The following is a 26741-nucleotide window of genomic DNA, read 5'->3' as shown; positions in this document are numbered from 1 at the left end:
CGAGGGACCACATCGTGAGATGACCCGAAGATTTTCCGGCCGGAGTGATGGATTTCCGCAGATCTGCGGCCGTGAAGTCCCGTCCTGGCGGGACCTGACGCGGTTCGGGGGTCACCCGTTATGCGATTTTGACATAGTGACGCCCCTGAATGGCGTAGTCCGAATGGCAAGATGCGGTAAACCCACGAGGTCGCGACACCCGATGGTGTGTGTTTCCGTCGACCCATCGGCACCTCTTCCCTTCCGCCGGAGGAACCACGATGACCGCAAGCTCCACCCGTCGTACGACCGCCGCGCACTCCCGGCTCACTGCGGTCGGTGCGATCGCGGTCGCAGGCGCCCTGCTGCTCACCGGCTGCGGTGACCAGACCAAGGGCAAGGACAACGGCTCCGGCAGTGCGTCCACCAGCAACGCCCCGCTCGCCGACAAGCTCCCCAAGGAGATCCGCGACAAGGGCGAGATCAAGGTCGGTTCGGACATCGCGTACGCCCCGGTCGAGTTCAAGGACTCCTCGGGCAACGTCGTCGGCCTCGACCCCGACCTCGCGGCGGCCATGGGCAAGCAGCTCGGCGTGAAGCTCACGTTCGAGAACGGCACCTTCGACGCCCTGCTCACCGGCCTTCGCTCCGGCCGCTACGACATCGCGATGTCGGCGATGACGGACAACAAGAACCGTCAGGAGGGTGTCGACCCGGACACCGGCAAGAAGGTCGGCGAGGGCGTCGACTTCGTCGACTACCTGACCGCCGGTGTCTCGATCTACACCCGCAAGGGCGACACCAAGGGCATCACGTCCTGGACGGACCTGTGCGGCAAGAAGATCGCCGTCGAGCGCGGCACCGTCTCGGAGGACCTGGCCAAGCAGGAGGCCAAGAAGTGTCCGAGCGGCAAGAAGCTCACCATCGAGGCGTTCGACGACGACCAGCAGTCCCAGACCCGTCTGCGCTCGGGCGGCGTGGACGCGGCCTCCTCCGACTTCCCGGTCGCCGCGTACGCGGTGAAGACCTCGGGCGGCGGCAAGGACTTCCAGATCGTCGGCGACCAGGTCGAGGCGGCCCCGTACGGCATCGCCGTCGCCAAGAGCGACACCCAGCTGCGGGACGCGCTCCAGGCCGCGCTGAACGCGGTCATCAAGAGCGGCGACTACGAGAAGATCCTCGAGAAGTGGGGCGCCCAGGACGGCGCCGTCAAGGAGTCCGCGATCAACGGCGGCAAGTGACCCGCGGCACCCGAGCGGCCACCGAGAGGCAACACCCGTGACTGACATCGAGAAGACGGCGGAGCCGGCGGACACCCCGCCGGCCGGCCCGGAGGCCATCAAGGCCATCCCGGTCCGGCACTACGGGCGGTACGTCACCGCCGTCATCGCGATCGCGATCCTCGTCGCGATCATCTACGCGTTCGGCCAGGGCAAGATCAACTGGCACGCGGTTCCGGACTACTTCTTCGACGACCGGATCTTGACCGGTGTCTACAAGACCCTCCTGCTGACGGTCCTGTCGATGCTGATCGGCATCCTCGGCGGCATCGGCCTCGCCGTGATGCGCCTGTCGAAGAACCCGGTGACCTCGTCGATCGCGTGGTTCTACATCTGGTTCTTCCGCGGTACCCCGGTCCTGGTCCAGCTGTTCCTGTGGTTCAACCTGGGCCTGGTCTTCGAGTACATCAACCTCGGTCCGATCTACAAGAACTACTGGTCGGACTTCATGACGCCGCTGCTGACGGCGCTGCTCGGCCTCGGTCTGAACGAAGCCGCGTACATGGCCGAGATCTGCCGCGCCGGTCTGCTCGCGGTCGACGAGGGCCAGACCGAGGCAGCCCACGCGCTGGGCATGAGCCACAGCAAGACGCTGCGCCGGATCGTCATCCCGCAGGCGATGCGGGTGATCGTGCCGCCGACCGGCAACGAAGTCATCAACATGCTGAAGACGACCTCGCTCGTGGCGGCCGTCCAGTATCCGGAGCTGTTCCGCTACGCCCAGGACATCGGCCAGAACTCCGGCGCCCCGGTGGAGATGTACTTCCTGGCCGCGGCCTGGTACCTGATCATGACGTCGATCCTCAGCGTCGGCCAGTACTACATCGAGCGGTACTACGCGCGCGGCTCCAGCCGCAGCCTGCCGCCCACTCCGTGGCAGAAGGTCAGGGCGCACCTGACGACCTTCTCGAGCAGGAAGGTCGCGGCATGACCGACAAGCTGAGCAAGACGGACTCCACCCCGCGGCACTCGACCGTCCCGATGGTCAAGGCCGAGGGCGTGCACAAGTCCTTCGGTCCCGTCGAGGTCCTCAAGGGCATCGACCTGGAGGTGAAGCCGGGCGAGGTGTTCTGCCTCATCGGCCCCTCCGGCTCCGGCAAGTCGACCTTCCTGCGGTGCATCAACCACCTCGAGAAGGTCAACGCGGGCCGTCTGTACGTGGACGGCGAGCTGGTCGGCTACCGCCAGAAGGGCGACAAGCTGTACGAGCTGAAGGACAGCGAGGTCGCCCTGAAGCGCCGGGACATCGGCATGGTCTTCCAGCGCTTCAACCTGTTCCCGCACATGACGGCCGTGGAGAACGTCATCGAGGCGCCGGTCCAGGTCAAGGGCGCTTCCAAGGCCGAGACCAAGGAGCGCGCCATGCAGCTCCTGGAGCGCGTGGGCCTGGCCGACAAGGCCGGGAACTACCCCTCGCAGCTCTCCGGCGGCCAGCAGCAGCGCGTCGCCATCGCCCGGGCCCTCGCCATGGACCCGAAGCTGATGCTGTTCGACGAGCCGACCTCGGCCCTCGACCCGGAGCTGGTCGGCGACGTCCTGGACGTCATGCGCGACCTCGCCGAGTCGGGCATGACGATGGTCGTGGTCACCCACGAGATGGGCTTCGCCCGCGAGGTGGGCGACAGCCTGGTCTTCATGGACGGCGGCGTGGTGGTCGAATCCGGCCATCCCCGCGACGTGCTGACGAACCCTCAGCACGAGCGGACGCAGTCGTTCCTGTCCAAGGTGCTCTGAACGATCACAAACGGCGGATGCCGCCCACCCCGGTCGAGGTGGGCGGCATCCGCCGTTTCCGAAGGCCTCTCGCGCGGACGGGGCGGCACGGGATCCTCCTACCGCCCCTGCGCGTTGTGCCCCCTACGGCAACAGCTGCGGCCTCAGCGCCAGTTCACGCAGCTGCCCCCGCGTCAGCGGGAACGTCTTCAGCACCGGCCCCCGGGACCCCGTGCCCAGGAAGCCCGTCCAGTCACGGACGGCGAGGATGCTGCCGTCCTTCAGCAGCATCCGTGCCTCCAGCGTGTCGCCGTAGTACGACGGCTGGGTGAGCTTCTGGGCGGGCGTCCGCCAGATCGACAGCACGCCGACCCCGGGCACCTTCTCGTTGGTGCACTTCAGCACCGGAGGAGTCACGTTGCCGATGTGGCAGGGGTCCGGGTCGACGTCCTTGGCGGCCGCGGCCTTGGCCGGCATCACGCGCACGGTGACGTACCCGACCCCGCCGTCCCGTGCGACCGCGTAGTCCCCGTCGTACGGCCCCACGTCCTTCGGCAGCGGCGCCTTCGGCACCCCCTTGATCAACCGCAGCAGCGACACCTCCCGGACCTTGCCGACACCCGGCGGCAGCAGCTTGGCGAACCCGCCCGCGCCGCCGCCGAACTCCCCCGCGGTCGGCGAGGCGGCCACGCTCTGCCCCTCCCCGCCGGGCAGGACGCCGGACCCGAGGACGACGCCCGCCGCGGCCGCGGCCGCGACCACGCCCGTCATCGCCGCGCGCCGTCGCCGGCGCAGCCGCGAGGCCTGCGCGAACACCGTCTCGCCGCTCCGCCTCTCCGGAACCGGAACGGTGGCCGCCGCCTTCCACAGCAGCTCCCGTACGACTTCGTTCTCGTTCTCACTCATACGTACTCCTCCCGCACCGCGGCCCTCAGCGCCGCTAGTCCCCTGGCCGTGTGGCTCTTGACGGTGCTCTCCCGCATCCCGAGCAGTTCGGCGGTGGCGGCCACGCTGAGGTCCTCCCAGTAGCGCAGCACCAGTACCGCCCGCTGTTTGGGTACGAGAGAGGCGAGAGCGGCCCGCACCACGAGTCCGGTGTCGTTGTCGGCCGTCTCCCCGGCCACGTCCGGCAGTTCGCCGTACGCCTGCTCGCGCCGCCAGAACCGGCGGCGGGCCGAGATGAAGCTGTTGACCAGCGTCCTGCGCGCGTAGGCCTCGAGGTTCTCCAGCCGCCCGTGTCTGCGCGCGCCGAGGACGACCTTCACCAGCGTCGTCTGGACGAGGTCCTCCGCCTCCTCGCGGTTGCCGCACAACAGGTAGGCGCTGCGGAACAGCGCCGTGCGTCTGCCCTCGACGAAGGCGTGCAGAGTCACTTCCGCGCCCCGCGTCATCCCTCCCCCTCTCCGCCGGTCCACCGGGTACGGACCGTCTCACCCGTACCAGTGCGGTGGCCCCCCTGCGAGGACGCAGAAGAGGCGGTACGAATCTTTCGTACCGCCTCTCTTCTGCGCGACGGGCCCTACTTGAGGGCAAGGAGCAGCGTGTCCGACGGCGAGCACCACACCGCCCGGGCCTCGCCGAACCCCTTCTCGCGCAGCACACGCGCGTGCCACGCCGCGGACGGCATGTCCCCGTCGGCGTGCTCGCCGTAGATCTCGAAGCGGCGGGCGGTGGGCTCGGCGAGGACCGGGTCCTTCGCCGCCACCTGCCACCACTCGGCCCAATCCAGGGCGCCGTCCTGCTTGGCCTGATCCATGCGAGCGTGCCGCTGGGCGCGCTCCGCCGCGTTGATCCGGGGCGTGTTCTCGTCGATCATGTGGTCCGCGTTCATGAAGACACCGCCGTCGCGGACCAGCCCCGCGACCTGACCGTAGAGGGCCGCGAGGGGTTCGCTGTGCAGCCAGTGCAGGGCCGTGGCGGTCAGGACCGCGTCGTAGGAGCCGTACGGCAGCTGCGCCGGCCAGTCGGGGTCCTTGAGGTCCGCGGTGACGAAGGAGACGCGGTCGTCGCCCTCGAAGGTGCCGCGCGCGATGGCGAGCAGGGCCGGGTCGAGGTCGACCCCGGTGCTGGTGGCCTCGGGGAACCGCGCCAGGAGCCGGGCGGTGATGCTGCCGGTGCCGCAGGCGAGGTCGAGCACGCGCGGGGCCGTGCCGACCAGCGCCTCGACCATGTCGAGCATGATCCGGAACCGCTCCTCGCGGTCCGGCATGTACCACTCCTGCTGCCGGTCCCAGCTCTCCTGCCAGGCGGCCCAGTCGGTTCCGGTACTGGTGGTCATGGATTCCCCGTCCCCTCATGCATGCGTAATACCCTGGAAGCACGACCGGCTGTTACCCGACCGCAGACATGACCATAGAGCGCCTCTGTAAGGACTACAAGTGGAACTGGCCTATTACTCGGATTACGCCGTACGCCTCGTCAACAGCGAGGAACCGGCCCGGGGCAAGGACTCGCTGACCTCGGTCGAGGCCGTCCGCGACCTCTTCGGGGTGAACGCGTCGGCGGCCCGCCGCGCCACCGACGCGGACGTCACACGCTTCCGCTCGGTACGGGGCAGGCTGCGGTCGGTCTTCGAAGCGGCGGACCAGGGCGACGAGACGCTCGCCGTGGACCTGCTGAACTCCCTGTTGCTGGAGTTCCCGGTCAGCCCGCAGATCTCCGGGCACGACTACCGCGACGAGGACGGCCGCCCCCTGTGGCACATGCACCTGGCCGACCACCCGTCCAACGCCACCGCGGGCTACGCGGCCATAGCGGCGATGGGCCTGGCGTTCCACCTGACCGAGTACGGCGTGGACCGCCTCGGCCTGTGCCAGGCAGCACCCTGCCGCAACGCCTACCTCGACACGTCCACCAACCGCTCCCGGCGCTACTGCTCGGACCGCTGCGCGACCCGCGCCAACGTGGCCGCCTACCGCGCCCGCAAGCGTCTGGAGGCCGACCGGTCGGGCAGCAGCGGCCTGGCGGCCGAGAGCACCCAGCGCGCCAGCGCCAGCGGCGAGCGCTGACCGTCCTTGAGCGGCCGGTACCGCAACCGCGCCTTGCCGAGGATCAGCTCCTCGGGTACGACCCCGTAGTCGGTGCTGTCCCCGCCCGCGTACGGATTGTCCCCGAGCACCCACCAGCCGCCCTCGCGCCGCTCCACGGCACGCTTGACGACCAGGAGGTCCTGCTGGAAGGGATGGCGCAGGACGACGACGTCCCCCGGCCTGATCGCGGCCCCGTACTGCAGCAGCAGCCGGTCTCCGTGACGCAGCGTGGGAACCATGGACGGACCGGTCACCTCGGCCAGCCCGAAGGGCGCCCCGGCCCTCCCCCGCTCGGTCTCCTGCGACAGCTCCGGCATCCCCGGCACCTCCCCGGTCCGTTCCTCCACCAGTCTCAGTCTGACCCTGGACTTTTGTCCTAAGCCCTAGGGGGCACTCACGAAAACCCGTCGCTCAGGGAGTAATGTCGCACCTGAGAAGACGATCACGAGGAAGGAATGCTCCATGCTTTCCCGCCTGTTTGCCCCCAAGGTCAAGGTCAGCGCGCACTGCGACCTGCCCTGCGGTGTGTACGACCCGGCCCAGGCCCGCATCGAGGCGGAGTCCGTGAAGGCCGTGCAGGACAAGATGGCCGCCAACGACGACCCGCACTTCCAGGCGCGTGCCACCGTCATCAAGGAGCAGCGCGCGGAGCTGGCCAAGCACCACGTCTCCGTGCTCTGGAGCGACTACTTCAAGCCCCCGCACTTCGAGAAGTACCCGGAGCTGCACCAGCTGGTGAACGACACCCTGAAGGCCCTCTCGGCCGCCAAGGCGTCCACCGACCCGGCCACGGGCCAGAAGGCGCTGGACTACATCGCCCAGATCGACAAGATCTTCTGGGAGACCAAGAAGGCGTGATCTTCATCAACGCCCTCTGACCTGCGATTCCTTTCGTTGCAGTGTCTCCCTGTCCGCACCCGGTCCGCAGGCCGCCGAGCACGGCGTCCATGACGGTCCGGGTGCGGTCTTCTTCGCCCGGTCACAGATGCGGACCTGCTTGACGCTCGCTCCGCCGGCGACGAGGTGGGAGCGATGGGCCACGGCCTGAACGCCCCCACGATGGCCACCGTGGCCGTCGGGTCCTACCGGCACGCCAGACGGGCCGACATCGGCCTGTCCGAGATCTATGCGTTCATGGACCACCAGGTCATGCGGCAACTCGCAGGCCCGACCGCCTTGCCGGTCGGCTTCGGTGGTGAAGAGCCCCAGATCAGCGAGCAGATGCTCCAACACGGCGACCGGATGCCACGCCCTGAAGCGGCAACGGGGCCGCCGCATCAGCGACGGCGCGACCCTCTTCCCGATCGAATGGCACGGGGGCACCGCCGACCACCTCGCCCTCCTGGAGTGAGCCGGCAGCCGCACCACCATGGACATGGCCGACGGCGCGCAGACCGTTCCACTCCCGCCGCCGAGACAGGCAACGGCTCCGGCGTATACCCGCCGGAGCCGCCCTTCCGGGTCATTGCACGTGAGCGTGCGACGACCCGCTTTCCACATTACGCCAAAGGGATTACTCCGGCATAAGCAATCCTTGCGAAGGTTCACTTCGGTCCGAGAAGCCGACGCGGCGGCTCAGCCACGCTCTTCCTCTTCTGTCTCCATCTGCCGGATCCCCTGGTGCGTCAGCGTGATCATCGCGGGCGTGTTGCCCCTCGCCCAGTCCACGACGACCCAGCCTTCGCCCGCCAGATACATACAGGCAGCGGCCATGTCCTGCTCAGGGATACCGAGGTCGTTGCGGAGCTTCGCCCCATCGACGCCCAGGAGCCGATTGCCTTCGGCGGCTTGGTACAGAGCCGTCATGATCCTCTCGCGGTACGTCTTCCGGTCTCGCAATATCGCCATGACGCGCCTTCCTCTACTGCCCACGGTCGGGCCGAAGTCGATGTCATCCGCGGTCGCCGTCGCGGTGGGGCGCGTCGGAACGGTGGCGTCCAGCGCCGACCGACGGTGCCTCCGGGGCCGACGCCCTATCCCCGGCAGAACATCGCTGTAGTGGAAGGCAGCGATCCGTTCGTCGTGCTGAGCGTTGAGCCGGTGGATCAGAACGACTCCGACGGCGATCAGAAGGAGCAGCACGGCCACGGCGATGACAGTCATGGTTCCCTCACCTCCGCCGACCGGCGGGCCGAAGGCCCTGTCGAGCCGATGGGCCGAGGCAGGAACGACGGCCGACCTGCTCCGCCGTCGGTCTCCCACGCTCCTTCCCTGATCCCGGCATCGATCCTGTCTGCCGCTTCGCCCCGGGCCGGGGCATCGATGCCGTCGCCCGCCATCAGCTGCGCGGCTGCCTCCGCACCGGTTTCCGGCGGAATCACCAGGACGTCTCGGCGACCATCGGGGAGGGAGACAGTCAGTCTGTGAGGATCCTGGGCCTCGGTGGACCAGCCCACCTGCACGGTTCGCCCGGCGACGGACACCCAGTGCGGGATGACGGGCCAGTAGGCGGGGTGCACGGTGACACCTGTGATGCGGCCCCAATGTTCGACCAGTGCGGCCGTCAGGGTGGGCAGCTCACGGGTGAGGGCACGGGAGCGAGGCCACCACATGCCGTCCAGCCCGCCCGGCGCGGGCGTCAGGGACAGCCGAGCCGACTGCGGCGGCGCGCGCCTGCTCGATGTCGTACGGTCAATGGTCACGGGCATGGCGCGGACCTGTCCCCGGGCTCGTGGGTGCGGCCCGGCGTTGTCGATCACCGGAAACGGCACCCGCAGCGGAGCCGGTACGCGAAGAACTCCCGGTACGTTCACACTACTCCGCCCACTTGCCCGAAAAGCCGGGGGTGACCAGGTATCTTCCTGCCTTCGGAGCCTGGTCGCCGGTGCCCGGCACCAGGCCGGTCAGAGCCAGTCCTTGCGCTTGAACGTCAGATACAGCACGGCGGACAGGGCCACGATGACGGCTGCCGAGGTGATGAATCCGGACTGGCGGCCGAAACCGGGGTAGGGGAGATTCTGGCCGTAGTAGCCGGTGATCGCGGTGGGTACGGCGATGATCGCGGCCCAGCTCGTCACCTTCTTCATGATCAGGTTCATGCTGTTGGCCTGGACCGAGAGGTTCGTCTCCATGACCGAGGCCACCAGATCCCGCAGTGATTCCGTCCATTCGGTGGCACGCAGCACGTGGTCGTAGACGTCCTGGTAATACGGGACGAGAGGGTCGGTGACCACGTGCAGGCCGGGACGCATGAGGGTGTTGACCACCTCCCGCATCGGGAGCACGACGCGACGCAACCGGACGAGCGATTTACGCAGCGCGAAGGCCCGGCGTTGCACGGCTTCGATCTCACGGCGCCCGGCCACGAAGAGCAGACCCTCCAACTCCTCGATGCCGTCGTCCAACTGCTGCACCGCGACGAAGTGGCCGTCCACGAGATGGTCGAGCAGGCCGTGCAGCAGGAATCCGACACCGTGGCCGGCCAGGTCCGGGCTCTCGTCCCAGCGGGCGACCACTTCCTCGATGTCGAGACCGTCGTCCTTGCGAACGGTGATCATGGCCTGGCTGGTGAGGAATACGGCGATCTCGCTGTACGTCAGTTCCGCATCGTCCGGGCTGACGGTGACGGAATAGGCGCTGAGGAACTCGTGGGTGCGATAGCGGTCGAGTTTCGGCCGTTGCCCACGCTGCGCGGCGTCCTCCAGAGCAAGTTCGTGGATGCCGAACTCTTGGCCGAGCATGGTGAATTCGGCGGCCCCGGGCCGATACAGGTCCAGCCACAGGACCGACGCCGGATCGGCAAGATACGCGGAGACTTCACTAACGGGGAAGTCCTCCAGGGCGAGAGTGCCGTCGTGATACAGCCGGGTACGCGTCACCATGGCCCGAGGCTAGTAGCTTGCGCCCCGATCATGCCGCTTCGCCCCAATTGCCAGCGCGGCAGGCCCCAGGCGCCCCCGGCGGGACGGCCTGGGTCGGTGACGGCGGCGGCGTGTGCGGCCTGCGCGCCCGAGAGGCCGCGAGCGGGTCAGGAGAGCCAGTCGGCGTAGCGGGTGGGGGCGAGGTGGGCGTTCTTGTCGGTGAGGACGTCACCCTTGACGACGGCGAACATGCCGGCGGTGGGGTCGGTGACGACGGTGCGGCTGTCGCCCTGGTGAGAGAGGGTGATCCGGCCCAGTTCGTCCAGGGTGAAGATGTCGGGGCCGCCGATGTTGCGGATGCCGTTCACCGGGGCACCCGCCGCGACCTGTGCCACCTCGCGGGCCACGTCCTTGGCGGCGATCGGCTGGATCGGTGTGGCGGGCAACCGTACGGTGTCGCCGTCGGCCGTCCAGGACAGGACGGCATCCATGAACTCCATGAACTGCGTCGCCCGCACGATCGAGTAGGGAACCGACGCGTTCGCGAGGAGCTTCTCCTGGAGCACCTTGGCCCGGTAGTAGTCCAGCTCCGGCACCTGGTCCGCGCCGACGATGGAGAGGATGACGAAGTGGCCGACGCCGCCCTTGCGGGCCGCGGCGAGCAGGTTGTCCATCGAGGTCTGGAAGAAGGCCAGGGAGGCTTCGTCGAAGGTCGGGGAATTCGTCAGGTTGACGGCGACGTCGGCTCCCGCCACCGCCTCCTCCACTCCCTGGCCGCTGATGACGTCGACTCCGCTGGACTTCGAGTGCGGTACCGCCTCGTGCCCGGCGGCCTTCAGGTTCTTGACGACCTGCGATCCGATCAGCCCGGTACCGCCGATGACTGCGATCTTCATGCCATGCCTTTCATGAGGATTACGTACGCAATATGGCATATGAACGAATATGTGAGCGCAGCAGGAAACGCCGCTTCGACCGGTTGAGGAGGCAGTCGGCGCCCCCCTTTTTGAAATGCATGGTGCTATCGTCAGTAGCACCATGTTGCTGCGTTTGGACAAGAGAGACACCCGCCCCCTGCATGAGCAGGTGGCAGGGGCCATCCGGCGCGCCGTCGCCGAGGGCGAGTGCCGGCCGGGAGACCGCCTGCCGTCGGCACGCGACCTCTCCCAGGCGCTGGACGTCAACGTCAACACCGTCCTTCGCGGGCTGCGCAGCCTTCGGGACGACGGCCTGCTGGAGTTCCGCAGGGGCCGGGGCGTGACCGTGGCACAGGGTGCCGACGAGCGGTCCGGACTGCTGAACCAGGTGCACGCGCTGGTGACCGAGGCGGCACGGCTGGGCTACAACAGGACCGATCTCATTGAGATGATCAGGGGGATACCGTGAACGAGGGCACCAGGACCGGACGCGGAGCGCGCTGGAGTGCCGGCGTGTGGACAGTGGGTACGGCCGCACTGATCGCCTCCCTGCCCTGGGCCGCCCGCGGACGACTGCCGGACCGCCTGGCCACGCACTGGGGATCCGGTCGGAACACCCCGGACGGGTCCATGCCCCTGTGGGCAGCCTCCCTGTTTCCGGCCCTGATCTGGCTGGTCGTCGCCGCGATCGTGTTCGTGGCTCAGCGGCGGGGCAAGGACACCGCACGCAGGACGACGCGGGCCTGGACCGCCGCCGCCCTCCTGTCGGCGGGCATCCTCCTCAGCGGCGCGCAGGCGTCCGTCGTCCGCGCGAACCTCGACCACTCGGACTGGCACCAGGCCCGCCTGCCGACAGCGTGGATCACCGCGACCCTCACCGTCGCGGCCGTCGCCGGCGGAGTCTTCGGATGGCTGATGAACGCGCGCGCGGAGGCCCCCTCCCCGGCCGCACAGGACCCTTCCGGCCCGGTGCTGGAGATCCCGCGCGGACAGCGCCTGGTGTGGCTCTCCCGCATCACCAACCCCTGGCTCCACCTGGTGGCGGCGGTGGCCGGACTCGTGGCGGTCGCCGCCCTCGCCGCTCTGGTCGGCGGCCTCGCCGCCCCCGGTCCCCTGTGGGCGGTGTTCCTGCCGTTCGCGCTCACGTCCCTCGCCGTGGCCTGCTGCTCCACCGTGCAGGCACGGGCATCGGAGCGAGGCCTGGAAGTGGCCTTCGGGCCGCTGGGCTGGCCCGCCCGGCGCTGGCCGGCCGCGGACATCGAGTCGGCCCGCGCCGAGGACCGCACCCCCGCACAGGCCGGAGGCTGGGGGTACCGGCTGAGCGGTCTCGGCACCACGGTCATGCTGCGGAGCGGGGAGTGCCTCGTCATCCGCACCCGGGGAAAGGGAACGGAATTCGCGGTCAGCATCGACGACGCCGAGCGCGGCGCAGCCCTGTTGAACGCGCTCGACAGGGCTCAGCACGGCTGAAGCACCGGTGCGGGCCCGGCCCGGTGAACAGGCGGGCCCCGCGAACTCGGCCCGCCCCCAGGGGTGGTCCCGGTCGTCCTCGTTCGCGGCCGGACCGTGGACGTTCCGGCCGGGCCGAAGGCGCCTCTGTGCCAAGCTGGGGAGGTGACTCTGGAGGACCTGGTACGGCTGCGGCGGGTGCGCGACCGCATGGACCGCGAGTACGCCGAGCCGCTCGACATGACCGAGCTGGCCCGTGGCGCCCACATGTCGCCCGGCCACTTCCAGCGCAGCTTCCGCAAGGCGTACGGGGAGACGCCGTACAGCTATCTGATGACCCGCCGGGTCGAGCGGGCCAAGGCGTTGCTGCGCCGCGGCGACCTCACCGTGACCGAGGTGTGCTTCGCCGTGGGCTGTACTTCCCTCGGCTCCTTCAGTTCCCGGTTCACCGAGCTGGTCGGCGAGACGCCGAGCGCCTACCGGGCCCGCCCGCACGAGGAGAGCGCGGTGATCCCGTCCTGCGTGGCCCGTACGTTCACCCGCCCGCGCCGCCGGCCGTACTGAAGCGGGCGGACGCGTCTGGCCCTAGCGTGAAGCCATGGACCTGAAACTGAAGCAGTGCTTCATCGCCGTGGACGACCACGACAAGGCGCTCCACTTCTACTGTGACGTGCTCGGCATGGAGGTCCGCAACGACGTGGGCTTCGAGGGGATGCGGTGGGTCACCGTGGGCTCGCCGCTCCAGCCGGACGTGGAGATCGTGCTGGAGCCGCCCGGCGCGAGCCCGGACATCTCCCCGGCCGACAAGCAGGCGATCGCCGAGCTGCTCGCCAAGGGACTGCTGCGCGGGGTCATCTTCACCACCGAGGACTGCGACGGGCTGTACGAGCGGGTCCGGGAGGCCGGCGGCGACGTGCTCCAGGAGCCGACGGACCAGCCGTACGGGGTCCGCGACTGCGCCTTCCGGGACCCGGCCGGGAACATGCTGCGGTTCCTGCAGCGGCCCGCGGACTGAAATTCCCCACGGCGCGGCGGGGACGGCTGCCTACGATCCCCGCCATGAACACCATCCGCTGGACGTATGCCTTCATCGACCGCCCCATCGACCGTCTCGCCGAAGCCCGCTCCTTCTGGACGGCCGTCACGGGCACTCGGCTGTCCGAATTCCGGGGCGAGCGACAGGAGTTCGTGACACTGCTGCCGGACCTGGCGGACGCCTGCGTGAAGCTCCAGGGAGTCCTCGACGGGGACGGCGGGGCCCATCTCGACTTCTTTGTCGAGGACGTGCGGGCGTTCACGGCGTCGGCCGTCGGCCTCGGTGCGGACCTGGTCGCCGAGCACCGTGACTGGGCCGTGCTCCGTTCACCCGCCGGGCAGTCGTTCTGCGTCGGACCCTGGCAGGGCGAGGCGGTACGGCCACCGGTGGTCGACGGCAGCCGCCTGGACCAGGTGTGCCTGGACATCGCACCCTCGGTGTACGACACCGAGACCGCGTTCTGGGCCGCGCTGACCGGCTGGGACCTGCTGGCGGGTTCCCTGCCGGAGTTCCGGGTGCTGAGGCCGCCCGCGGGCCTGCCCGTCCGGATCCTGCTCCAGCGGCTCGACGACGAACGCCCGGCCTCCGCACACCTGGACCTCGCCTGCGCGGACATCGCGGCGACCCGGGCCCGGCACGAGCGGCTGGGCGCCGTCCGCGTCCACCAGGGCCCGCACTGGGCGGTGCTGCGCGACCCGGCCGGCGGCACGTACTGTCTGACCGGCCGGGACCCCGAGACCGGCGGGCTGCCGGCGGCGGTCAGCGACGCGTAGTCACGTACAGGCAGGCGACGGCCGTCCGACCCGCCCCCTGGATCGGCTCGGGCTCCGGGCTCGGCGGGCACCCGACGCCGTCCCCGCCCGACGTGCTGCCGTACGCGTTCCGGGGTGTCGCCCCGTCCCCCTTCTCCCAGCCGTACGGCTCCTGCGGCCGGACCGAGTCCTGAAGCCACAGGGTGAGCCCGCCCCCGGCGACCACCGCCACGGCCGTGAGCGAACGGCGCGGTGCGCGCCGCCGGTTGTGGCGCCGGCCGACTGCGGCCGTATCGAAGTGCCCGTACCGGCGCACCGGCGCGCCGAGGACCTGCGGCACGTAGCGGCGCAGCAGGTCCTCGGTGCCGGTCGGGCCGGTCATTCGGCGCGAATGTCCCCGGCGCCGTCCATGACGGGCCGGATCACGACGGGGTAGTCCGTCAGACCCGCGGGGCCGGGGCAGCGGGTGATGCGCTCGGCGATCTCGGTGACCCGGTCCAGGCTCGCGCAGTCCACCACCCAGTAGCCGGCCATCAGCTCCTTGGTCTCGTCGTACGGACGGTCGGTGATCACGGTCCGGCCGTCCCTGCCGCGCGCGACCAGCCGGGTCCGGGCGGGCTCGGCCAGCCCCTGGGCGTCGACGAGTTCGCCGGACTCGGCGAGGTCGTCGCTGATCGCGCCCATGTACAGGTACATGGCCTTGAGCTCCGCCTCGGTCCAGGACGGGGCGTGCTCGGAGGGCCTGCCGGCCATCGCGTCGTAGTCCGCCTGTGTGCCCTGCACCATCACCAGGTACTTCATGGTCCGCTCCTTCGGCTCGGGGCCGCCTCCTGCGGGCGGCTCCCGCAGGGGACGTCGGAGCCGGGCCGGGATTCTCGAGGCTCAGGACTTTTTCGCGGCGGAGTCCTGCGGGGCGGGGTGCTCCTGCCCGGCGGCGAGGTCGGCGCGGGCCGCGCACTTCGGGTTGTGGCAGGGGCCGGGACCCCACAGCGGGACCCAGATGCCCAGCGTCTTGTGCCGCCGGACGACCGTGTCGACAGGCTGTCCGCAGACGGGACAGACGTGTTCTTCGCTGTCCATGCCCCCAGGGTAGGGCGGGCGGGGCCTCAGCGCTTCCTGCGGTACGTGCGCACGAGCACACCGTTGCCGAAGGTGCGCACCGAGTCCAGGGTGAACTCCTTGATGTCGAGGCCGGTGCCGAACATCGGCATGCCGGTGCCGTAGACGATCGGATAGGTCTTGATGACGAGTTCGTCGATCTCGTCGAGCAGGGCTCCCGCGACCTGGGAGCCGCCGCACAGGAAGATGTCCAACCCGCCGTCCTCCGCCTTGAGTTCGCGGACCCGGCCGGTCAGGTCGCCGTCGATGATCTCGACGTTCGGGTCGGGCGAGGTGCCCAGGGTGCGCGAGGCGACGTACTCGCGCAGGTGGCCGTAGGGGCTGGTGATGCCCTCCTTCAGCGCCACCTCGTAGCTGGCCCGGCCCTGGATGACGGTGTCGAACCGCCGGTTCTCCAGGTGGTCCATGCCGAGCTGCCGGCGGGCGTGGGTGGCCAGGGTCTCCGCGAACTCCGCCTCGAGGAAGCCGAGGTACTCCTCGTCCAGGAAGCGGAACATCGCGGTGGCGTCGCCGTGTTCGTCGCCGATGAAGCCGTCGAGCGAGCAGGCGATGAAGTACGTGAGCTTTCGCAAGCTGGTCTCTTTCCGTAGGCTGCGGGGCGATCGGTCAACCACTCCGCCTGTAGTGCTTCAGTTGTAGTACTCCGACTGTAGTGGTGGCAAGCTTTTTCCGAGATGCTGTCGGCACCGAGGACAAATAGGAGAAGGGATTCCGCATGGCGGGCAATCCGGAACGGCGCGCGGCGCTGGTGGACGCCGGCATCGAGGTGCTGGCGCGGGAGGGCGCGCGCGGACTGACGTTCCGCGCGGTGGACGGCGAGGCGGGCGTGCCCACCGGTACCGCCTCCAACTACTTCACCAGCCGCGAGGACCTGCTCCGCCAGATCGACACCCGGCTGCACGTACGGCTCGCACCGGATCCCGAGGTGATGGCGACGCTGCTGCGCCGGCCCCGCGACCGCTCTCTGGTCAGGGCCTTCATGCAGGACATCATGGACCGGGCCACCCGCGACCGGACCGGTTATCTGGCCCTGCTGGAGATGCGGCTGGAGGCCACCCGGCGCCCCGAACTGCTGGCCTCCTTCACCAAGTCGGTGCGCGGAGACCTGGAACAGGGCATCGAGTTCCACCGGCAGTCCGGCCTGCCCGGCGGCGACGAGACCGTCACCGTGCTCTACCTCGCGATGCTCGGCCTCATCCTGGAACACCTGACCCTGCCGGGCGTACTGGACGGAGTCCTGGACGGGGTGGGCGTGCCGGAGGGGCTGGTCGACAGGATCGTGACGACGATCGTGCCGGAGGGTTAGCGCAGCGGACCACTTGCCGGGACAGCTCACCGGAGCGATCGGCGGGCCACCGGCAGCGGCGGTCACGTCCACGCCACGGTCGTGCAGCCGGGGCGGCGCCCGCGTCCAAGAGAGCGGCAGCAGCCGGTGCCGGCAGCGAGAACCCACCCCCGCCCGGGCAGTGGGCGGGCCCCGCACACCGTGGGGACGTGCGGGGCCCGCCGGCCGGAGCCCCCGGGAGGTCGTGCGGGGTCAGGAGCCGCACGGTCCCGGTGGCTCCGGGGTCCTTACCTGCCGCGTCTCACCGCGGCCTCAACTGCTGCGCCGGGTCACGAACTCGGCCAGGGCCAGCAGACCGCCCGCCGCCTCCGGCGCGGGCACGGCGCGGGCCAGCTCCTGCATGGCCCGGGCCATGCGGTCGGCCGCCTCGGCCTGCGCCCAGTCCCGGCCGCCGGCCTGCTCCACGGCGAGGGCCGTACGCGCGATCTCCCCGCCGTCCCCGGACTCCCCCTTCACGTACGGCTTCCCGTACAGCGCGGCGAGTTCCGCGGCCGCCGGGGTGCCGGACGCGAGCGCGGCCACCACCGGCAGGGACTTCTTGCGGACCGCGAGATCCGCGCCGGCCGGCTTGCCGGTGCGCTGCGGGTCCCCCCATATGCCGATCACGTCGTCGATCAGCTGGAACGCGAGCCCCGCCTGGCGGCCGAAGCCGTCCAGCGCCGCCACGTCGTGCGCATCGGCGCCCGCGTACAGCGCGCCGAGCGCGCAGGCGCAGCCCAGCAGCGCGCCCGTCTTCGCCTCGGCCATGGCGAGCGCTTCGTCCAGGGTGACCTCGTGCGGCGCGCGCCGCTCCATGGCCGTGTCGGTGTGCTGTCCGGCGCACAGCTCCACGACACAGTCGGCGAGCCGGACCGCGGCCGAGCCCGAGGCCGGGTGCGGATCCTCGGCGAGCAGCCGCAGGGCCAGCGCCTGCAGGACGTCCCCGGCGAGGATGGCGTCCGCGTCGCCGAAGACGGTCCAGGCCGTGGGCCGGTGCCTGCGGGAGGTGTCGCGGTCCATCACGTCGTCGTGCAGCAGCGTGAAGTTGTGGACCAGTTCGACCGCCACGGCCGCCCGGACGGCCGCCGTCCGCGCCCGCGGGCCGCCGAGTGCGGCGGCCGCGGCGAGGACCAGCGCGGGCCTTATGGCCTTGCCCGCGTTGCCTGCCGCCGGAGTGCCGTCCGCGTGCTCCCACCCGAAGTGGTAGAGCGCGATCCGGCGCATCGAGCCGGGCAGCGACTCGATCGCCGCACGCAGCTCCGGGTCGACGACGGCCCGGGTCCGCTCCAGCAGCGCGGCCGCCTCCTGCCCGTCGAGCGGACCGGCCCCTGCGTCACCGGCCGGCCCGCGCCGTTCGCCCGTCGCCGGTGAACGCCGTTTGGTCTCCGTCATGAACTCGGCCATGGGTCCCCCTCGCACAGTCCGCGGACGGCGGTGCTTCCGCTCCGGCTGGACGCATACCCCGAGGGTGTACCCGCCCCGGAGGGCGGGAACACGGCCGCGAAGTGCGGAAACGTCACCTCCACCGGCCGATCTCGACGTTCTCCAGCACACCGAGCGCGTCGGGCACCAGGACGGCGGCCGAGTAGTACGCCGTCACCAGGTAGTTGATGACGGCCTGCTCGTTGATGCCCATGAACCGCACGGACAGGCTCGGCTCGATCTCGTCCGGGATGCCGGACTGCCGCAGGCCGATGACGCCCTGCTCGTCCTCGCCGGTACGCATGGCGATGATCGACGTCGTGCGCTCCGGGGTGACGGGGATCTTGTTGCACGGGTAGATCGGCACACCGCGCCAGGTGGGGATGCGGTTGCCGCCGATCTCGACGGTCTCCGGGACCAGTCCGCGCTTGTTCAGCTCACGCCCGAACGCGGCGATCGCGCGCGGGTGGGCGAGGAAGAGCTTGGTGCCGCGCCGACGGCTGAGCAGCTCGTCCATGTCGTCCGGGCCGGGCACGCCGTCGTGCGGCTGCAGCCGCTGGTCGTACTCGCAGTTGTTCAGCAGCCCGAACTCGCGGTTGTTGATCAGCTCGTGCTCCTGGCGCTCCTTCAGCGCCTCGACCGTGAGCCGCAGCTGGTGCTCGGTCTGGTTCATCGGCTGGTTGTACAGGTCGGCCACACGCGTGTGGATGCGCAGCACGGTCTGGGCGATGCTCAGCTCGTACTCGCGCGGCCGGGCATCGTAGTCGACGAAGGTGTGCGGGATGTCCGGCTCGCCGCTGTGGCCGGCCGCCAGCGCGACCTCCTTCTCGCCGTACTTGTTCGTCCGCTGCTCCGGGAGCGCGCGCAGCTGCTGGACGTGCTCACGCAGCGAGTCGGAGCGCTCCGCGACCTGCTCGAAGTCCTGGCGGGCGAGGATCAGCACCGTGCACGCGGTGTCCGCGCGGGCCGTGTACTCCCAGATGGCGTCCGGGTCCAGCAGCGCCGCCTCGCCGAAGTAGGCGCCGTCGGCGAGGACACCGAGGACCGCGTCGTCGCCGTAGGGGCCCGTGCCGATCTTCTCGACCCGGCCGTGGGCCAGCAGGTACACCTCGCCGGTCTGGTTTCCGAAGGAGGCGATGACCTCGCCGGGCGCGAAGTCCCGCTGCCGGCAGCGCCGGGCCAGCTCGGTCAGCACCTCCTGGTCCTCGTACGACCGCAGCGCCGGGAGCTCGCCGAGTTCGGCGGGGATCACCTCCACCTGGTCCCCGGTCTTCACGAAGGTGATGCGGCCGTCGCCGACGGCGAACGTCAGTCGCCGGTTCACCCGGTACGTGCCGCCCTGTACGTCCACCCAGGGCAGCGTCCGCAGCAGCCAGCGGGAGGTGATCTCCTGCATCTGCGGGGCGGACTTGGTCGTGGTGGCCAGGTTCCGCGCTGCCGCCGTGCCGAGAGACTGCTGCGGCTTGCCCTGCTCCGTGCGGACCTCTTCGCCTACCGACATAAGAAAATGCCCTCTCCTGTATGTCCGGCGCCGAATCGCACACCGGTCTCACGAGCGAGCCTTTCATTACAGAAAGTATTCACGCCATTACCCGAAAGAGCGGGAATGGATCATCGGACTACTGGGCAGCAAGAGGGACCCTGTCCACTGCCCCACCCCCTGCGACCTGTCCGGATCGGCTCGCACAGCGTGCGAACGATGTAGTCCGGGACGTCCGGTTTCGGTAGAAGCAGCGGTACGACAGGGCCGCGCCACGCGGCCACCGGGCACAGTACGAAGGAGGCGGTCATGGCCCCACCCATGTCCGCGAACGGGTTCCTGGACGCGCTTCGAGCGGAGGGCGTCCAGGTCGTCGAGGTCGGCGACTGGCAGACCCACAACCGCAATCACAAGGGCCCCTGGGGACCCGTCCACGGCGTGATGATCCACCACACGGTGACCCGGGGCAGCGCCCGCACCGTGGAGCTCTGCCGGGCCGGTCACGCGGAGCTGCCGGGCCCGCTGTGCCATGGAGTGATCACCAAGGACGGCACGCTCCACCTGGTCGGTTACGGCCGCGCCAACCACGCCGGCCTCGGCGACGACGACGTCCTGCGCGCGGTGATCGCCGAGAAGCGGCTGCCGCCGGAGAACGAGCTGAACACCGACGGCAACCGGCACTTCTACGGCTTCGAGTGCGAGAACCTGGGCGACGGCGAGGATGCCTGGCCCGAGGCGCAGCTGGACGCGATCGTGCGCGCCGCAGCGGCGGTGTGCCGGCACCACGGCTGGACGGAGCGCTCGGTCATCGGCCACCTGGAGTGGCAGCCGGGCAAGGTGGACCCGCGCGGCTTCTCCATGGCGTGGCTGCGGGATCGGGTCGAGGAGCGCCTGAAGGCGTAGGTGTGGTTGCCGGACGGGGCCGGTGCCGGGCGACAATGAGGCCGTGACCAGCACCGACCCGCTCGCCCCCCGCCTGCCCTCCCCTCTTGTGGAGGTCCGGGACGACCGGTTCGCCCGGCACGGCCTCCGTCTGCTGCTCAAGCGGGACGACCTGATCCACCCGGAGCTGATCGGCAACAAGTGGCGCAAGCTGGTGCCGAACATCGAGGCGGCGCGCGGCCGCGAGCTGGTCACCTTCGGCGGGGCGTACTCCAACCATCTGCGGGCCACCGCCGCCGCGGGCCGCCTCCTCGGTCTGCCCACGGTCGGCGTCGTCCGCGGCCAGGAGCTGGCCGACCGTCCGCTCAACCCGTCCCTGTCCCGCTGCGCGGCCGACGGCATGCGGCTGCACTTCGTCGACAGATCGACGTACCGGCACAAGAGCGAGCCGGAGACCCTGGCCGCGATCCTGCGCGAGGCCGGCGCCGAGGGGGCGTACGTCGTCCCCGAGGGCGGCAGCAACGCCGCGGCCGTACGCGGCTGCCGGGCCCTGGGCGAGGAGCTGCGCGGCCGCGCCGACGTCGTCGCGGTGGCCTGCGGCACCGGCGGCACCCTCGCCGGACTCGCCGCCGGCCTCGCCCCCGGGCAGCGCGCGCTGGGCATACCGGTCCTGAAGGGCGGCTTCCTGGAGACCGAGATACAGACCCTCCAGGAGAACACCTTCGGCACCCGCACCGGCACCTGGTCCCTCGACGACCGCTTCCACTTCGGCGGCTACGCCCGTACGGCCCCCGGACTCGACGCCTTCGCGGAGCACTTCGAACAGCGCCACGGACTGCCTGTGGAACGTCTCTATGTCGCCAAGTTGCTGTACGGACTTGCCGCACTGGCCGAGGAGGGCGCCTTCACGCGCGGTACGACGATCGCAGCGGTCGTCACCGGGCGGCCCTTCCCACCGGCCCAGGACCGCTTGGACACCTGCCGCCGCCACGGGTCCTAGCTGTCGAACCGGACCACCAGGCCCGGCCGAGCCAACTGCCGGCCGAGCCAACTGCCGGCCGCCGATCTGCCCGGTGGGACAGGCCTCAGCCCGCCTCCCGGTAGGCGGCCGCCTCCTCCAGGTCGAGTCTGCGGAGCAGCGCGCGGAGCATCTCGTCGTCGATGTAGCGGTGGTCGCGGAGGCGGACGAAGACCTCGCGTTCGGCGCCGATCATCTCGCGGGACAGGCGGCGGTAGGTGTCGTCCACGGACTCGCCGGTGACGGGGTTGACCTGGCCGAGTCGCTCCCAGACGGCGTTGCGGCGGCGCTCCAGGACCGTGCGCAGGCGGTCGGCGAGCGGCGGGGGCAGGGCGTTGCGCTCGTCGGAGAGGAGTTCGTCCAGGCGGTTCTCGGCGGCCCGGGAGGCCTGCGCCTGGGCGTTGGCCTCGGCGAGCGTCTCGGCCTGCCGGTCGCGGCCGGGGAACTTCAGCAGGCGGATCAGCGGGGGCAGCGTCAGGCCCTGCACGACCAGGGTGCCGATGACGGTCGTGAAGGTCAGGAAGAGGATCAGGTTGCGCTGCGGGAAGGCGTGGCCGTTGTGCGCGGTGGGGATGGAGAACGCGATGGCCAGGGAGACCACACCGCGCATGCCGGCCCACGAGGTGACCATCGCGCCCCGCCAGGTGGGGTTCTCCTCGCGTTCCCTGATGCGCGCCGACAGCCGGCGGGGCAGGAAGGCCGCGGGATACACCCAGACGAACCGGGCGAGGACGACGACGAGGAAGAGAGCGACGGCGTACCAGGTCGCCTTGACGCCCTCGTATCCCCCGAGCCTCTTGAGGACGAACGGCAGCTGCAGGCCGATCAGGGCGAAGACCGCCGACTCCAGGATGAAGGCGACCATCTTCCACACCGCCTCCTCCTGCAGCCTGGTGGCGAAGTCGACCTCCCAGGCGCGGTGACCGAGGTAGAGGGCGACGACCACGACCGCGAGGACCCCGGAGGCGTGCAGCTGCTCGGCGACGCCGTAGGCGACGAACGGGATCAGCAGGGAGAGGGTGTTCTGCAGGAGGGGTTCCTTCAGGTGCGTGCGCAGCCAGTGCAGGGGTGCCATGAGGACGAGGCCGACGCCGACGCCGCCGACCGCCGCGAGCAGGAACTCGCGGATCCCGCCCGCCCAGGTGGCGCCCTCGCCGACGACCGCTGCGACGGCCACCTTGTAGGCGGTGATCGCGGTGGCGTCGTTCAGCAGCGACTCGCCCTGCAGGATCGTGGTGATCCGGGACGGCAGGCCGACCCGGCGCGCAACCGCCGTGGCAGCCACCGCGTCCGGCGGCGCCACCACCGCGCCCAGCACCAGGGCGGCGGTCAGCGGCATCCCGGGGATGAGCACGTAGGCGGCCCAGCCGACGGCGAAGGTCGCGAAGAGCACGTAGCCCACCGACAGTAGCGCCACGGGCCGGACCTGGGCCCGCAGGTCGAGGTAGGAGCTGTCGGTCGCCGAGGTGTACAGCAGCGGGGGCAGCAGCAGCGGCAGGACGATCTTGGGGTCGAGGGTGTAGTCCGGCACCCCGGGGACGTAGGAGACCGCCAGGCCGACCGCGACCAGCAGCAGCGGTGCCGGCACCGGGGTGCGCCGGGCGGCCCCCGCCACCGCGGCGCTGCCCGCCACCAGCAACAGCAGCGGCATCACATCCATGGTCCTCGCCCACCCTCGTTTTTCCGCGCGGCCACCCGCACACCCGTCGTAATCTGGCAATCATGAAACAGTGCACGCACGCCCACGCGCTGCCGCACCCGGAGCCGGAGCCGCTGAGCGAGACCTGCCCGGAGTGTCTCGCGCGCGGGACGCATCCGGTGCAGCTGCGGCTCTGTCTGTCCTGCGGCCACGTCGGCTGCTGCGACTCCTCGCCCGGCAGACACGCGACGGAGCACCACGAGACCTCGGGTCACCCCGTGATGCGGACCTACGAACCCGGCGAGGACTGGCGGTGGTGCTTCGTCGACCACGTTCTCGTGTGACACTGCACTGACACGGCATACGACCGCGGCCGTGGACGGTTCGAGCGTCTGACGCCGGGGTACGTCAACCCGGCGCGCGCTCTTCCCATTTGGGCCCGCAGACCCTCTAGACACGGAGCGTATCCACAGCTTTACTGTGAGTGACGCCAGGGGGTTGGGGTCCCGGGGACAGGACCGTTCGGAGCGCGATAGCGTCACCGCGGAACCACGTGTGCGTTACCCCGAGGGGCGACCCTCGGCCCCGTAAAGCTTGTACCACCATGGAGGTGAGGGTGTCCCAGATCGCAGGCGAGCCCGCGACCCAGGACTTCGTGGAAGTCCGGCTGCCGGCTGCGGGTGCCTACCTGTCGGTGCTGCGGACGGCCACGGCCGGTCTTGCGGCCCGCTTGGACTTCACCCTGGACGAGATCGAGGACCTGCGCATCGCCGTCGACGAGGCCTGCGCGATCCTGCTGCAGCAGGCCGTGCCCGGCTCCGTGCTCAGCTGTGTCTTCCGGCTCGTCGACGACTCGCTGGAGGTCACGGTGTCGGCGCCGACCACCGACGGCCACGCCCCCTCACGGGACACCTTCGCCTGGACGGTGCTCTCGGCCCTCGCGGGCAAGGTCTCGTCCGCCGTCGACGAGGACAAGACCGTGTCGATCAGCCTCTACAAACAGCGCGGCGCGGGCCCCGGGCCGGCGTGAGGAACGGGGACGGGCCGGTGCGGGACGAAGAGCGCGGCACACGGGAGCTGCCGATGGGGGACCGAAGCCCCGCGGACGGTTCCCGACGCATGGCGGACGGCATCGACGGCATCCCCGAGCAGGCCAGGCCGCACCCGGAGGAGGACTCCGCTGAGGCCGGCAGCGACGGTGCCGTGCAGAGCGCGCCTCCGGAGGGGCACGGCGGGATCGGATCCGCCGCCCGCGCGGAGGCGAGGGCTCGGGGAAGGGCTACGGGCGGGACGATGAGCGAGCACGAGCGATACGCCGAGGACAACGCGCTGGGCGCGGAGGCCGTGCAGGCGACCCAGCACGACCCGCAGGACCGCAGCGGGGCGCGTGCGATGTTCGTCGAGCTGCGCAAGCTGAACCAGGGCAGCCCGGAGTACGCGGAGCTGCGCAACCAGCTGGTCCGTATGCACCTGCCGCTCGTCGAGCACCTGGCGCGCCGCTTCCGCAACCGCGGCGAGCCGCTCGACGACCTCACCCAGGTCGCCACGATCGGCCTGATCAAGTCGGTCGACCGCTTCGACCCCGAGCGCGGCGTGGAGTTCTCCACGTACGCCACCCCGACCGTCGTCGGCGAGATCAAGCGGCACTTCCGCGACAAGGGCTGGGCGGTCCGCGTGCCGCGCCGGCTGCAGGAGCTGCGCCTCGCGCTGACGACGGCGACGGCCGAGCTGTCCCAGCAGCACGGCCGCTCCCCCACGGTCCACGAGCTGGCCGAGAAGCTGGCCATCTCCGAGGAGGAGGTCCTGGAGGGCCTGGAGTCCGCCAACGCGTACTCCACGCTGTCCCTGGACGTCCCCGACACCGACGACGAGTCCCCGGCGGTCGCCGACACCCTCGGCGCCGAGGACGAGGCGCTGGAGGGCGTGGAGTACCGCGAGTCCCTCAAGCCGCTGCTGGAGGACCTGCCGCCGCGCGAGAAGCGGATCCTGCTGCTGCGCTTCTTCGGGAACATGACCCAGTCGCAGATCGCGCAGGAGGTCGGCATCTCGCAGATGCACGTCTCCCGGCTGCTCGCCCGGACCCTCGCCCAGCTGCGGGAGAAGCTGCTCGTCGAGGAGTGAGCCCTACTCGGCCCGGCCCGGTCCCTTGATCCCGAGGGCCTGGGTCGTCGCCGAGTTCACGAGCAGCACCAGCGCGGCGATCGCCACGACGGCCAGGGCGATCCCGCCCGGGATGGCCATGCTGTCGGCCTTGAGCAGGTTGTAGGCCACCGGAAGCGCCATGATCTGCGTGATGACGGCGGGGCCACGGCTCCAGCTGCGCCTGAGCAGCAGACCGCGCGCGGCGAGCAGCGGCAGCAGCGCGAGCACCAGCAGGGTGATCCCGCCGGTCACGGCCTGCTGCCGGTCGTCGGGATCGCCCGTCAGTCCGAGGACGAGGATCCAGGCGCCGCCGACCACCAGGGCGGCCCCCTCCAGCCCGGCCAGCGCCGCCGCGTACGTCAGCCGGCGCGGGCGGGGCTCGGCGGCTTCGGTCGTTTCCGGGGCGGATTTCTGCTCACTGCTCACGCCAGAAGCGTAGCCCCGCACCCCGCGGCGGCCGCCTCCGCCCCGGGTCCGGCGCGGTGGTGAGTGTCCAGGCTCACGCCCTCGCCTCTTACCTGATCCCTACCTCGGTCTGGGCCGGGTACCCCCCAGTAGGTACGCTGCCATCCATGCGTGCACTTCTCGTGGTCAATCCGGCGGCAACCACCACAAGCGCACGCAGGCGTGACGTGCTGATCCACGCGCTCGCCAGCGAGATGAAGCTGGAGGCGGTCACCACCGAGTACCGCGGCCACGCGCGCGATCTGGGCCGGCAGGCCGCGGAGAGCGACGACATCGACCTGGTCGTGGCCCTCGGCGGCGACGGCACCGTCAACGAGGTCGTCAACGGCCTGCTGCACGCCGGCCCCGACCCGGACCGTCTGCCCGGCCTCGCCGTGGTCCCCGGCGGCTCCACCAACGTCTTCGCTCGCGCCCTGGGTCTGCCCAACGATCCCGTCGAGGCCACCGGCGCCCTGCTGGACGCGCTGCGTGACGGAACCGAGCGGGTCGTCGGGCTCGGCCTGACCTCGGGCACGCCCGGCACCGAGGACGAGGCGGTGCCGGACCGCTGGTTCACCTTCAACGCCGGGCTCGGCTTCGACGCGGGTGTGGTCGGCCGGGTCGAGCAGCAGCGTGAGCGCGGCAAGAAGTCGACCCACGCGCTGTACGTGCGACAGGTGGTCCGTCAGTTCCTCGGCGAGCAGCACCGCCGGCACGGCGCGATCACCCTGGAGCGGCCCGGCGCCGACCCGATCACCGATCTTGTTGTCGCCATAGTCTCGAACACGTCCCCTTGGACGTATCTCGGCAATCGTCCGATGTACACGTCACCTAAGGCGTCGTTCGATACAGGTATCGACGTGCTCGGTCTCAGCCGCCTGTCGACGGCCGCGGTTGCCCGGTATGGCACGCAGTTGCTCACTTCGTCCCCCGAGCGCGGACCCCATGGCAGGCATGCGGTCGCACTGCACGACCTGGACCAGTTCACCTTGCATTCGAAGGCCCCCCTCCCCCTTCAGATGGACGGCGACCACCTCGGACTGCGTACGAGCGTGACGTTCACAGGCGTACGCCGCGCACTGCGTGTGATTGTGTGAGCGGAACGGGCTAAAGTCCTTTCACTCGAACGTTTAGGCCAGGATCCACCCCATGGAAGTACGGCTGTGACCCAGTCGACACCGAGGAATCAAAAAAAACTTTCCGGAAGGGGTTGTATCCGTCGCTGAGGTTTGCGAGTCTCTACGTGGCGATCGGGACGGCCCGCAACACCGGCCTCCACTGATCACCGGAACCCCTCTTCAAACCAAGGACCACGC

Annotated in this window: 33 protein-coding genes and 1 pseudogene; 18 read left to right on the top strand and 16 right to left on the bottom strand. The window is 70.3% G+C overall.

The window, feature by feature from the left end; genetic code table 11:
- The first annotated feature begins 260 nt into the window (after nucleotides 1–260).
- The 3 genes from ACIF83_RS14550 to ACIF83_RS14540 are packed head-to-tail and all read left to right on the top strand — an operon-like array spanning nucleotide 261 to nucleotide 2993.
- Nucleotides 261–1220: an ABC transporter substrate-binding protein gene (locus ACIF83_RS14550; RefSeq protein WP_393469115.1), complete on the top strand. Its 960-nt coding sequence runs from the start codon at nucleotides 261–263 to the stop codon at nucleotides 1218–1220.
- Between the two features lie 37 nt (nucleotides 1221–1257).
- A complete protein-coding gene (locus tag ACIF83_RS14545; protein WP_393469112.1) occupies nucleotides 1258–2190 on the top strand; it encodes an amino acid ABC transporter permease in 933 nt (310 codons plus the stop codon).
- 50 nt (nucleotides 2191–2240) lie between these two features.
- On the top strand, nucleotides 2241–2993 hold the full coding sequence (locus ACIF83_RS14540) for an amino acid ABC transporter ATP-binding protein (protein WP_398137715.1): 753 nt from the start codon (nucleotides 2241–2243) through the stop codon (nucleotides 2991–2993).
- 123 nt (nucleotides 2994–3116) lie between these two features.
- On the opposite strand, the gene ACIF83_RS14535 is transcribed toward ACIF83_RS14540, so the two are convergent.
- From ACIF83_RS14535 to ACIF83_RS14525, 3 genes are all read right to left on the bottom strand, one after another.
- Nucleotides 3117–3878: a hypothetical protein gene (locus ACIF83_RS14535; protein WP_399726760.1), complete on the bottom strand. Its 762-nt coding sequence runs from the start codon at nucleotides 3876–3878 to the stop codon at nucleotides 3117–3119.
- The gene (locus ACIF83_RS14530) at nucleotides 3875–4363 is read right to left on the bottom strand and encodes a SigE family RNA polymerase sigma factor (protein ID WP_393469103.1); all 489 of its coding nucleotides are present in this window, start codon (nucleotides 4361–4363) and stop codon (nucleotides 3875–3877) included. Before ACIF83_RS14530 ends, ACIF83_RS14535 begins: the two co-directional genes overlap by 4 nt.
- A 128-nt stretch (nucleotides 4364–4491) precedes the next feature.
- Nucleotides 4492–5250 carry a class I SAM-dependent methyltransferase gene (locus tag ACIF83_RS14525; protein WP_393469100.1) on the bottom strand — a complete coding sequence of 253 codons (759 nt, stop codon included), beginning with the start codon at nucleotides 5248–5250 and terminating at the stop codon, nucleotides 4492–4494.
- A 100-nt stretch (nucleotides 5251–5350) separates the two neighbouring features.
- On the opposite strand from ACIF83_RS14525, the gene ACIF83_RS14520 reads away from it, so the two are divergent.
- Nucleotides 5351–5980 carry a CGNR zinc finger domain-containing protein gene (locus tag ACIF83_RS14520; RefSeq protein WP_393469097.1) on the top strand — a complete coding sequence of 210 codons (630 nt, stop codon included), beginning with the start codon at nucleotides 5351–5353 and terminating at the stop codon, nucleotides 5978–5980.
- On the opposite strand, the gene sodX is transcribed toward ACIF83_RS14520, so the two are convergent.
- Complete coding sequence (gene sodX, locus ACIF83_RS14515) at nucleotides 5884–6318, bottom strand: nickel-type superoxide dismutase maturation protease (protein WP_393469810.1); 435 nt, start codon at nucleotides 6316–6318, stop codon at nucleotides 5884–5886. The genes ACIF83_RS14520 and sodX overlap by 97 nt on opposite strands.
- A 145-nt stretch (nucleotides 6319–6463) precedes the next feature.
- Between sodX and sodN the strand changes: the two genes are divergently transcribed.
- Entirely contained in the window at nucleotides 6464–6859 is a 396-nt protein-coding gene (gene sodN / locus ACIF83_RS14510) for a superoxide dismutase, Ni (RefSeq protein ID WP_019075224.1), read from the top strand.
- A gap of 165 nt (nucleotides 6860–7024) precedes the next feature.
- A pseudogene (locus ACIF83_RS14505) lies at nucleotides 7025–7352 on the top strand (serine/threonine-protein phosphatase); the annotation flags it as partial.
- A gap of 224 nt (nucleotides 7353–7576) precedes the next feature.
- Here the strand turns inward: ACIF83_RS14505 and ACIF83_RS14500 are convergent.
- The 4 genes from ACIF83_RS14500 to ACIF83_RS14485 form a co-directional block, all read right to left on the bottom strand.
- Entirely contained in the window at nucleotides 7577–7849 is a 273-nt protein-coding gene (locus tag ACIF83_RS14500; protein WP_393469807.1) for a hypothetical protein, read from the bottom strand.
- A 251-nt stretch (nucleotides 7850–8100) separates the two neighbouring features.
- A complete protein-coding gene (locus ACIF83_RS14495; protein WP_393469091.1) occupies nucleotides 8101–8649 on the bottom strand; it encodes a DUF5994 family protein in 549 nt (182 codons plus the stop codon).
- Between the two features lie 195 nt (nucleotides 8650–8844).
- On the bottom strand, nucleotides 8845–9822 hold the full coding sequence (locus ACIF83_RS14490) for a magnesium transporter CorA family protein (protein ID WP_393469088.1): 978 nt from the start codon (nucleotides 9820–9822) through the stop codon (nucleotides 8845–8847).
- A gap of 146 nt (nucleotides 9823–9968) precedes the next feature.
- Nucleotides 9969–10697 carry an SDR family oxidoreductase gene (locus ACIF83_RS14485; protein ID WP_399726753.1) on the bottom strand — a complete coding sequence of 243 codons (729 nt, stop codon included), beginning with the start codon at nucleotides 10695–10697 and terminating at the stop codon, nucleotides 9969–9971.
- Between the two features lie 142 nt (nucleotides 10698–10839).
- Here ACIF83_RS14485 and ACIF83_RS14480 point away from each other — a divergent pair, with 142 nt between their 5' ends.
- The 5 genes from ACIF83_RS14480 (at nucleotide 10840) to ACIF83_RS14460 (ending at nucleotide 13976) form a co-directional block, all read left to right on the top strand.
- The gene (locus ACIF83_RS14480) at nucleotides 10840–11187 is read left to right on the top strand and encodes a GntR family transcriptional regulator (RefSeq protein ID WP_393469082.1); all 348 of its coding nucleotides are present in this window, start codon (nucleotides 10840–10842) and stop codon (nucleotides 11185–11187) included.
- A complete protein-coding gene (locus tag ACIF83_RS14475) occupies nucleotides 11184–12188 on the top strand; it encodes a DUF1648 domain-containing protein (RefSeq protein WP_398137589.1) in 1005 nt (334 codons plus the stop codon). The genes ACIF83_RS14480 and ACIF83_RS14475 overlap by 4 nt, the downstream gene beginning before the upstream one ends.
- Nucleotides 12189–12332: 144 nt before the next feature.
- Nucleotides 12333–12731 (top strand): helix-turn-helix transcriptional regulator, encoded by a 399-nt coding sequence (locus ACIF83_RS14470; protein ID WP_386578279.1) that lies wholly within the window; start codon nucleotides 12333–12335, stop codon nucleotides 12729–12731.
- Nucleotides 12732–12765: 34 nt separating this feature from the next.
- On the top strand, nucleotides 12766–13182 hold the full coding sequence (locus ACIF83_RS14465; protein WP_389181477.1) for a VOC family protein: 417 nt from the start codon (nucleotides 12766–12768) through the stop codon (nucleotides 13180–13182).
- 44 nt (nucleotides 13183–13226) lie between these two features.
- Nucleotides 13227–13976: a VOC family protein gene (locus tag ACIF83_RS14460; RefSeq protein ID WP_399726748.1), complete on the top strand. Its 750-nt coding sequence runs from the start codon at nucleotides 13227–13229 to the stop codon at nucleotides 13974–13976.
- On the opposite strand, the gene ACIF83_RS14455 is transcribed toward ACIF83_RS14460, so the two are convergent.
- From ACIF83_RS14455 to ACIF83_RS14440, 4 genes are all read right to left on the bottom strand, one after another.
- Nucleotides 13963–14337 (bottom strand): hypothetical protein, encoded by a 375-nt coding sequence (locus ACIF83_RS14455; protein WP_393469068.1) that lies wholly within the window; start codon nucleotides 14335–14337, stop codon nucleotides 13963–13965. The genes ACIF83_RS14460 and ACIF83_RS14455 overlap by 14 nt on opposite strands.
- Nucleotides 14334–14756 (bottom strand): YciI family protein, encoded by a 423-nt coding sequence (locus tag ACIF83_RS14450; RefSeq protein WP_399726745.1) that lies wholly within the window; start codon nucleotides 14754–14756, stop codon nucleotides 14334–14336. Before ACIF83_RS14450 ends, ACIF83_RS14455 begins: the two co-directional genes overlap by 4 nt.
- Before the next feature lie 81 nt (nucleotides 14757–14837).
- Nucleotides 14838–15035: a hypothetical protein gene (locus ACIF83_RS14445; RefSeq protein ID WP_393469063.1), complete on the bottom strand. Its 198-nt coding sequence runs from the start codon at nucleotides 15033–15035 to the stop codon at nucleotides 14838–14840.
- Nucleotides 15036–15061: 26 nt separating this feature from the next.
- Complete coding sequence (locus tag ACIF83_RS14440) at nucleotides 15062–15646, bottom strand: dihydrofolate reductase family protein (protein ID WP_393469060.1); 585 nt, start codon at nucleotides 15644–15646, stop codon at nucleotides 15062–15064.
- A 143-nt stretch (nucleotides 15647–15789) separates the two neighbouring features.
- Here ACIF83_RS14440 and ACIF83_RS14435 point away from each other — a divergent pair, with 143 nt between their 5' ends.
- Entirely contained in the window at nucleotides 15790–16380 is a 591-nt protein-coding gene (locus ACIF83_RS14435; protein WP_399726742.1) for a TetR/AcrR family transcriptional regulator, read from the top strand.
- Between the two features lie 291 nt (nucleotides 16381–16671).
- Here ACIF83_RS14435 and ACIF83_RS14430 read toward each other — a convergent pair whose 3' ends face one another.
- Entirely contained in the window at nucleotides 16672–17802 is a 1131-nt protein-coding gene (locus ACIF83_RS14430) for a family 2 encapsulin nanocompartment cargo protein polyprenyl transferase (protein WP_393469054.1), read from the bottom strand.
- Nucleotides 17803–17914: 112 nt separating this feature from the next.
- On the bottom strand, nucleotides 17915–19321 hold the full coding sequence (locus ACIF83_RS14425) for a family 2B encapsulin nanocompartment shell protein (protein ID WP_393469051.1): 1407 nt from the start codon (nucleotides 19319–19321) through the stop codon (nucleotides 17915–17917).
- A 288-nt stretch (nucleotides 19322–19609) separates the two neighbouring features.
- Here ACIF83_RS14425 and ACIF83_RS14420 point away from each other — a divergent pair, with 288 nt between their 5' ends.
- Together ACIF83_RS14420 and ACIF83_RS14415 are read left to right on the top strand one after the other, a co-directional pair.
- Complete coding sequence (locus ACIF83_RS14420) at nucleotides 19610–20203, top strand: N-acetylmuramoyl-L-alanine amidase (protein WP_393469048.1); 594 nt, start codon at nucleotides 19610–19612, stop codon at nucleotides 20201–20203.
- A gap of 43 nt (nucleotides 20204–20246) precedes the next feature.
- On the top strand, nucleotides 20247–21182 hold the full coding sequence (locus tag ACIF83_RS14415) for a 1-aminocyclopropane-1-carboxylate deaminase/D-cysteine desulfhydrase (RefSeq protein ID WP_399726737.1): 936 nt from the start codon (nucleotides 20247–20249) through the stop codon (nucleotides 21180–21182).
- A gap of 85 nt (nucleotides 21183–21267) precedes the next feature.
- Here the strand turns inward: ACIF83_RS14415 and ACIF83_RS14410 are convergent, their stop codons facing one another.
- Nucleotides 21268–22860, bottom strand: a complete 1593-nt coding sequence (locus ACIF83_RS14410) for a Na+/H+ antiporter (protein ID WP_399726734.1) — start codon at nucleotides 22858–22860, stop codon at nucleotides 21268–21270.
- Between the two features lie 62 nt (nucleotides 22861–22922).
- Here ACIF83_RS14410 and ACIF83_RS14405 point away from each other — a divergent pair, with 62 nt between their 5' ends.
- The 3 genes from ACIF83_RS14405 to ACIF83_RS14395 all read left to right on the top strand — a co-directional run bounded on the left by ACIF83_RS14405 (nucleotide 22923) and on the right by ACIF83_RS14395 (nucleotide 24960).
- Complete coding sequence (locus ACIF83_RS14405) at nucleotides 22923–23183, top strand: UBP-type zinc finger domain-containing protein (RefSeq protein ID WP_393469041.1); 261 nt, start codon at nucleotides 22923–22925, stop codon at nucleotides 23181–23183.
- Nucleotides 23184–23455: 272 nt separating this feature from the next.
- Entirely contained in the window at nucleotides 23456–23869 is a 414-nt protein-coding gene (locus tag ACIF83_RS14400) for an anti-sigma regulatory factor (protein ID WP_004925829.1), read from the top strand.
- 53 nt (nucleotides 23870–23922) lie between these two features.
- On the top strand, nucleotides 23923–24960 hold the full coding sequence (locus tag ACIF83_RS14395; protein ID WP_393469039.1) for an RNA polymerase sigma factor SigF: 1038 nt from the start codon (nucleotides 23923–23925) through the stop codon (nucleotides 24958–24960).
- Nucleotides 24961–24963: 3 nt separating this feature from the next.
- Here ACIF83_RS14395 and ACIF83_RS14390 read toward each other — a convergent pair whose 3' ends face one another.
- Complete coding sequence (locus ACIF83_RS14390) at nucleotides 24964–25407, bottom strand: hypothetical protein (RefSeq protein ID WP_393469037.1); 444 nt, start codon at nucleotides 25405–25407, stop codon at nucleotides 24964–24966.
- A 146-nt stretch (nucleotides 25408–25553) separates the two neighbouring features.
- On the opposite strand from ACIF83_RS14390, the gene ACIF83_RS14385 reads away from it, so the two are divergent.
- Complete coding sequence (locus ACIF83_RS14385) at nucleotides 25554–26522, top strand: diacylglycerol/lipid kinase family protein (RefSeq protein WP_398137596.1); 969 nt, start codon at nucleotides 25554–25556, stop codon at nucleotides 26520–26522.
- Nucleotides 26523–26741: the final 219 nt, after the last annotated feature.

The sequence above is a fragment of the Streptomyces sp. NPDC085866 genome (assembly GCF_044541035.1).
Lineage (GTDB): Bacteria > Actinomycetota > Actinomycetes > Streptomycetales > Streptomycetaceae > Streptomyces.
Note: the sequence above shows the minus strand (reverse complement) of the source record. Positions and strands in the feature narration are given on the sequence as shown.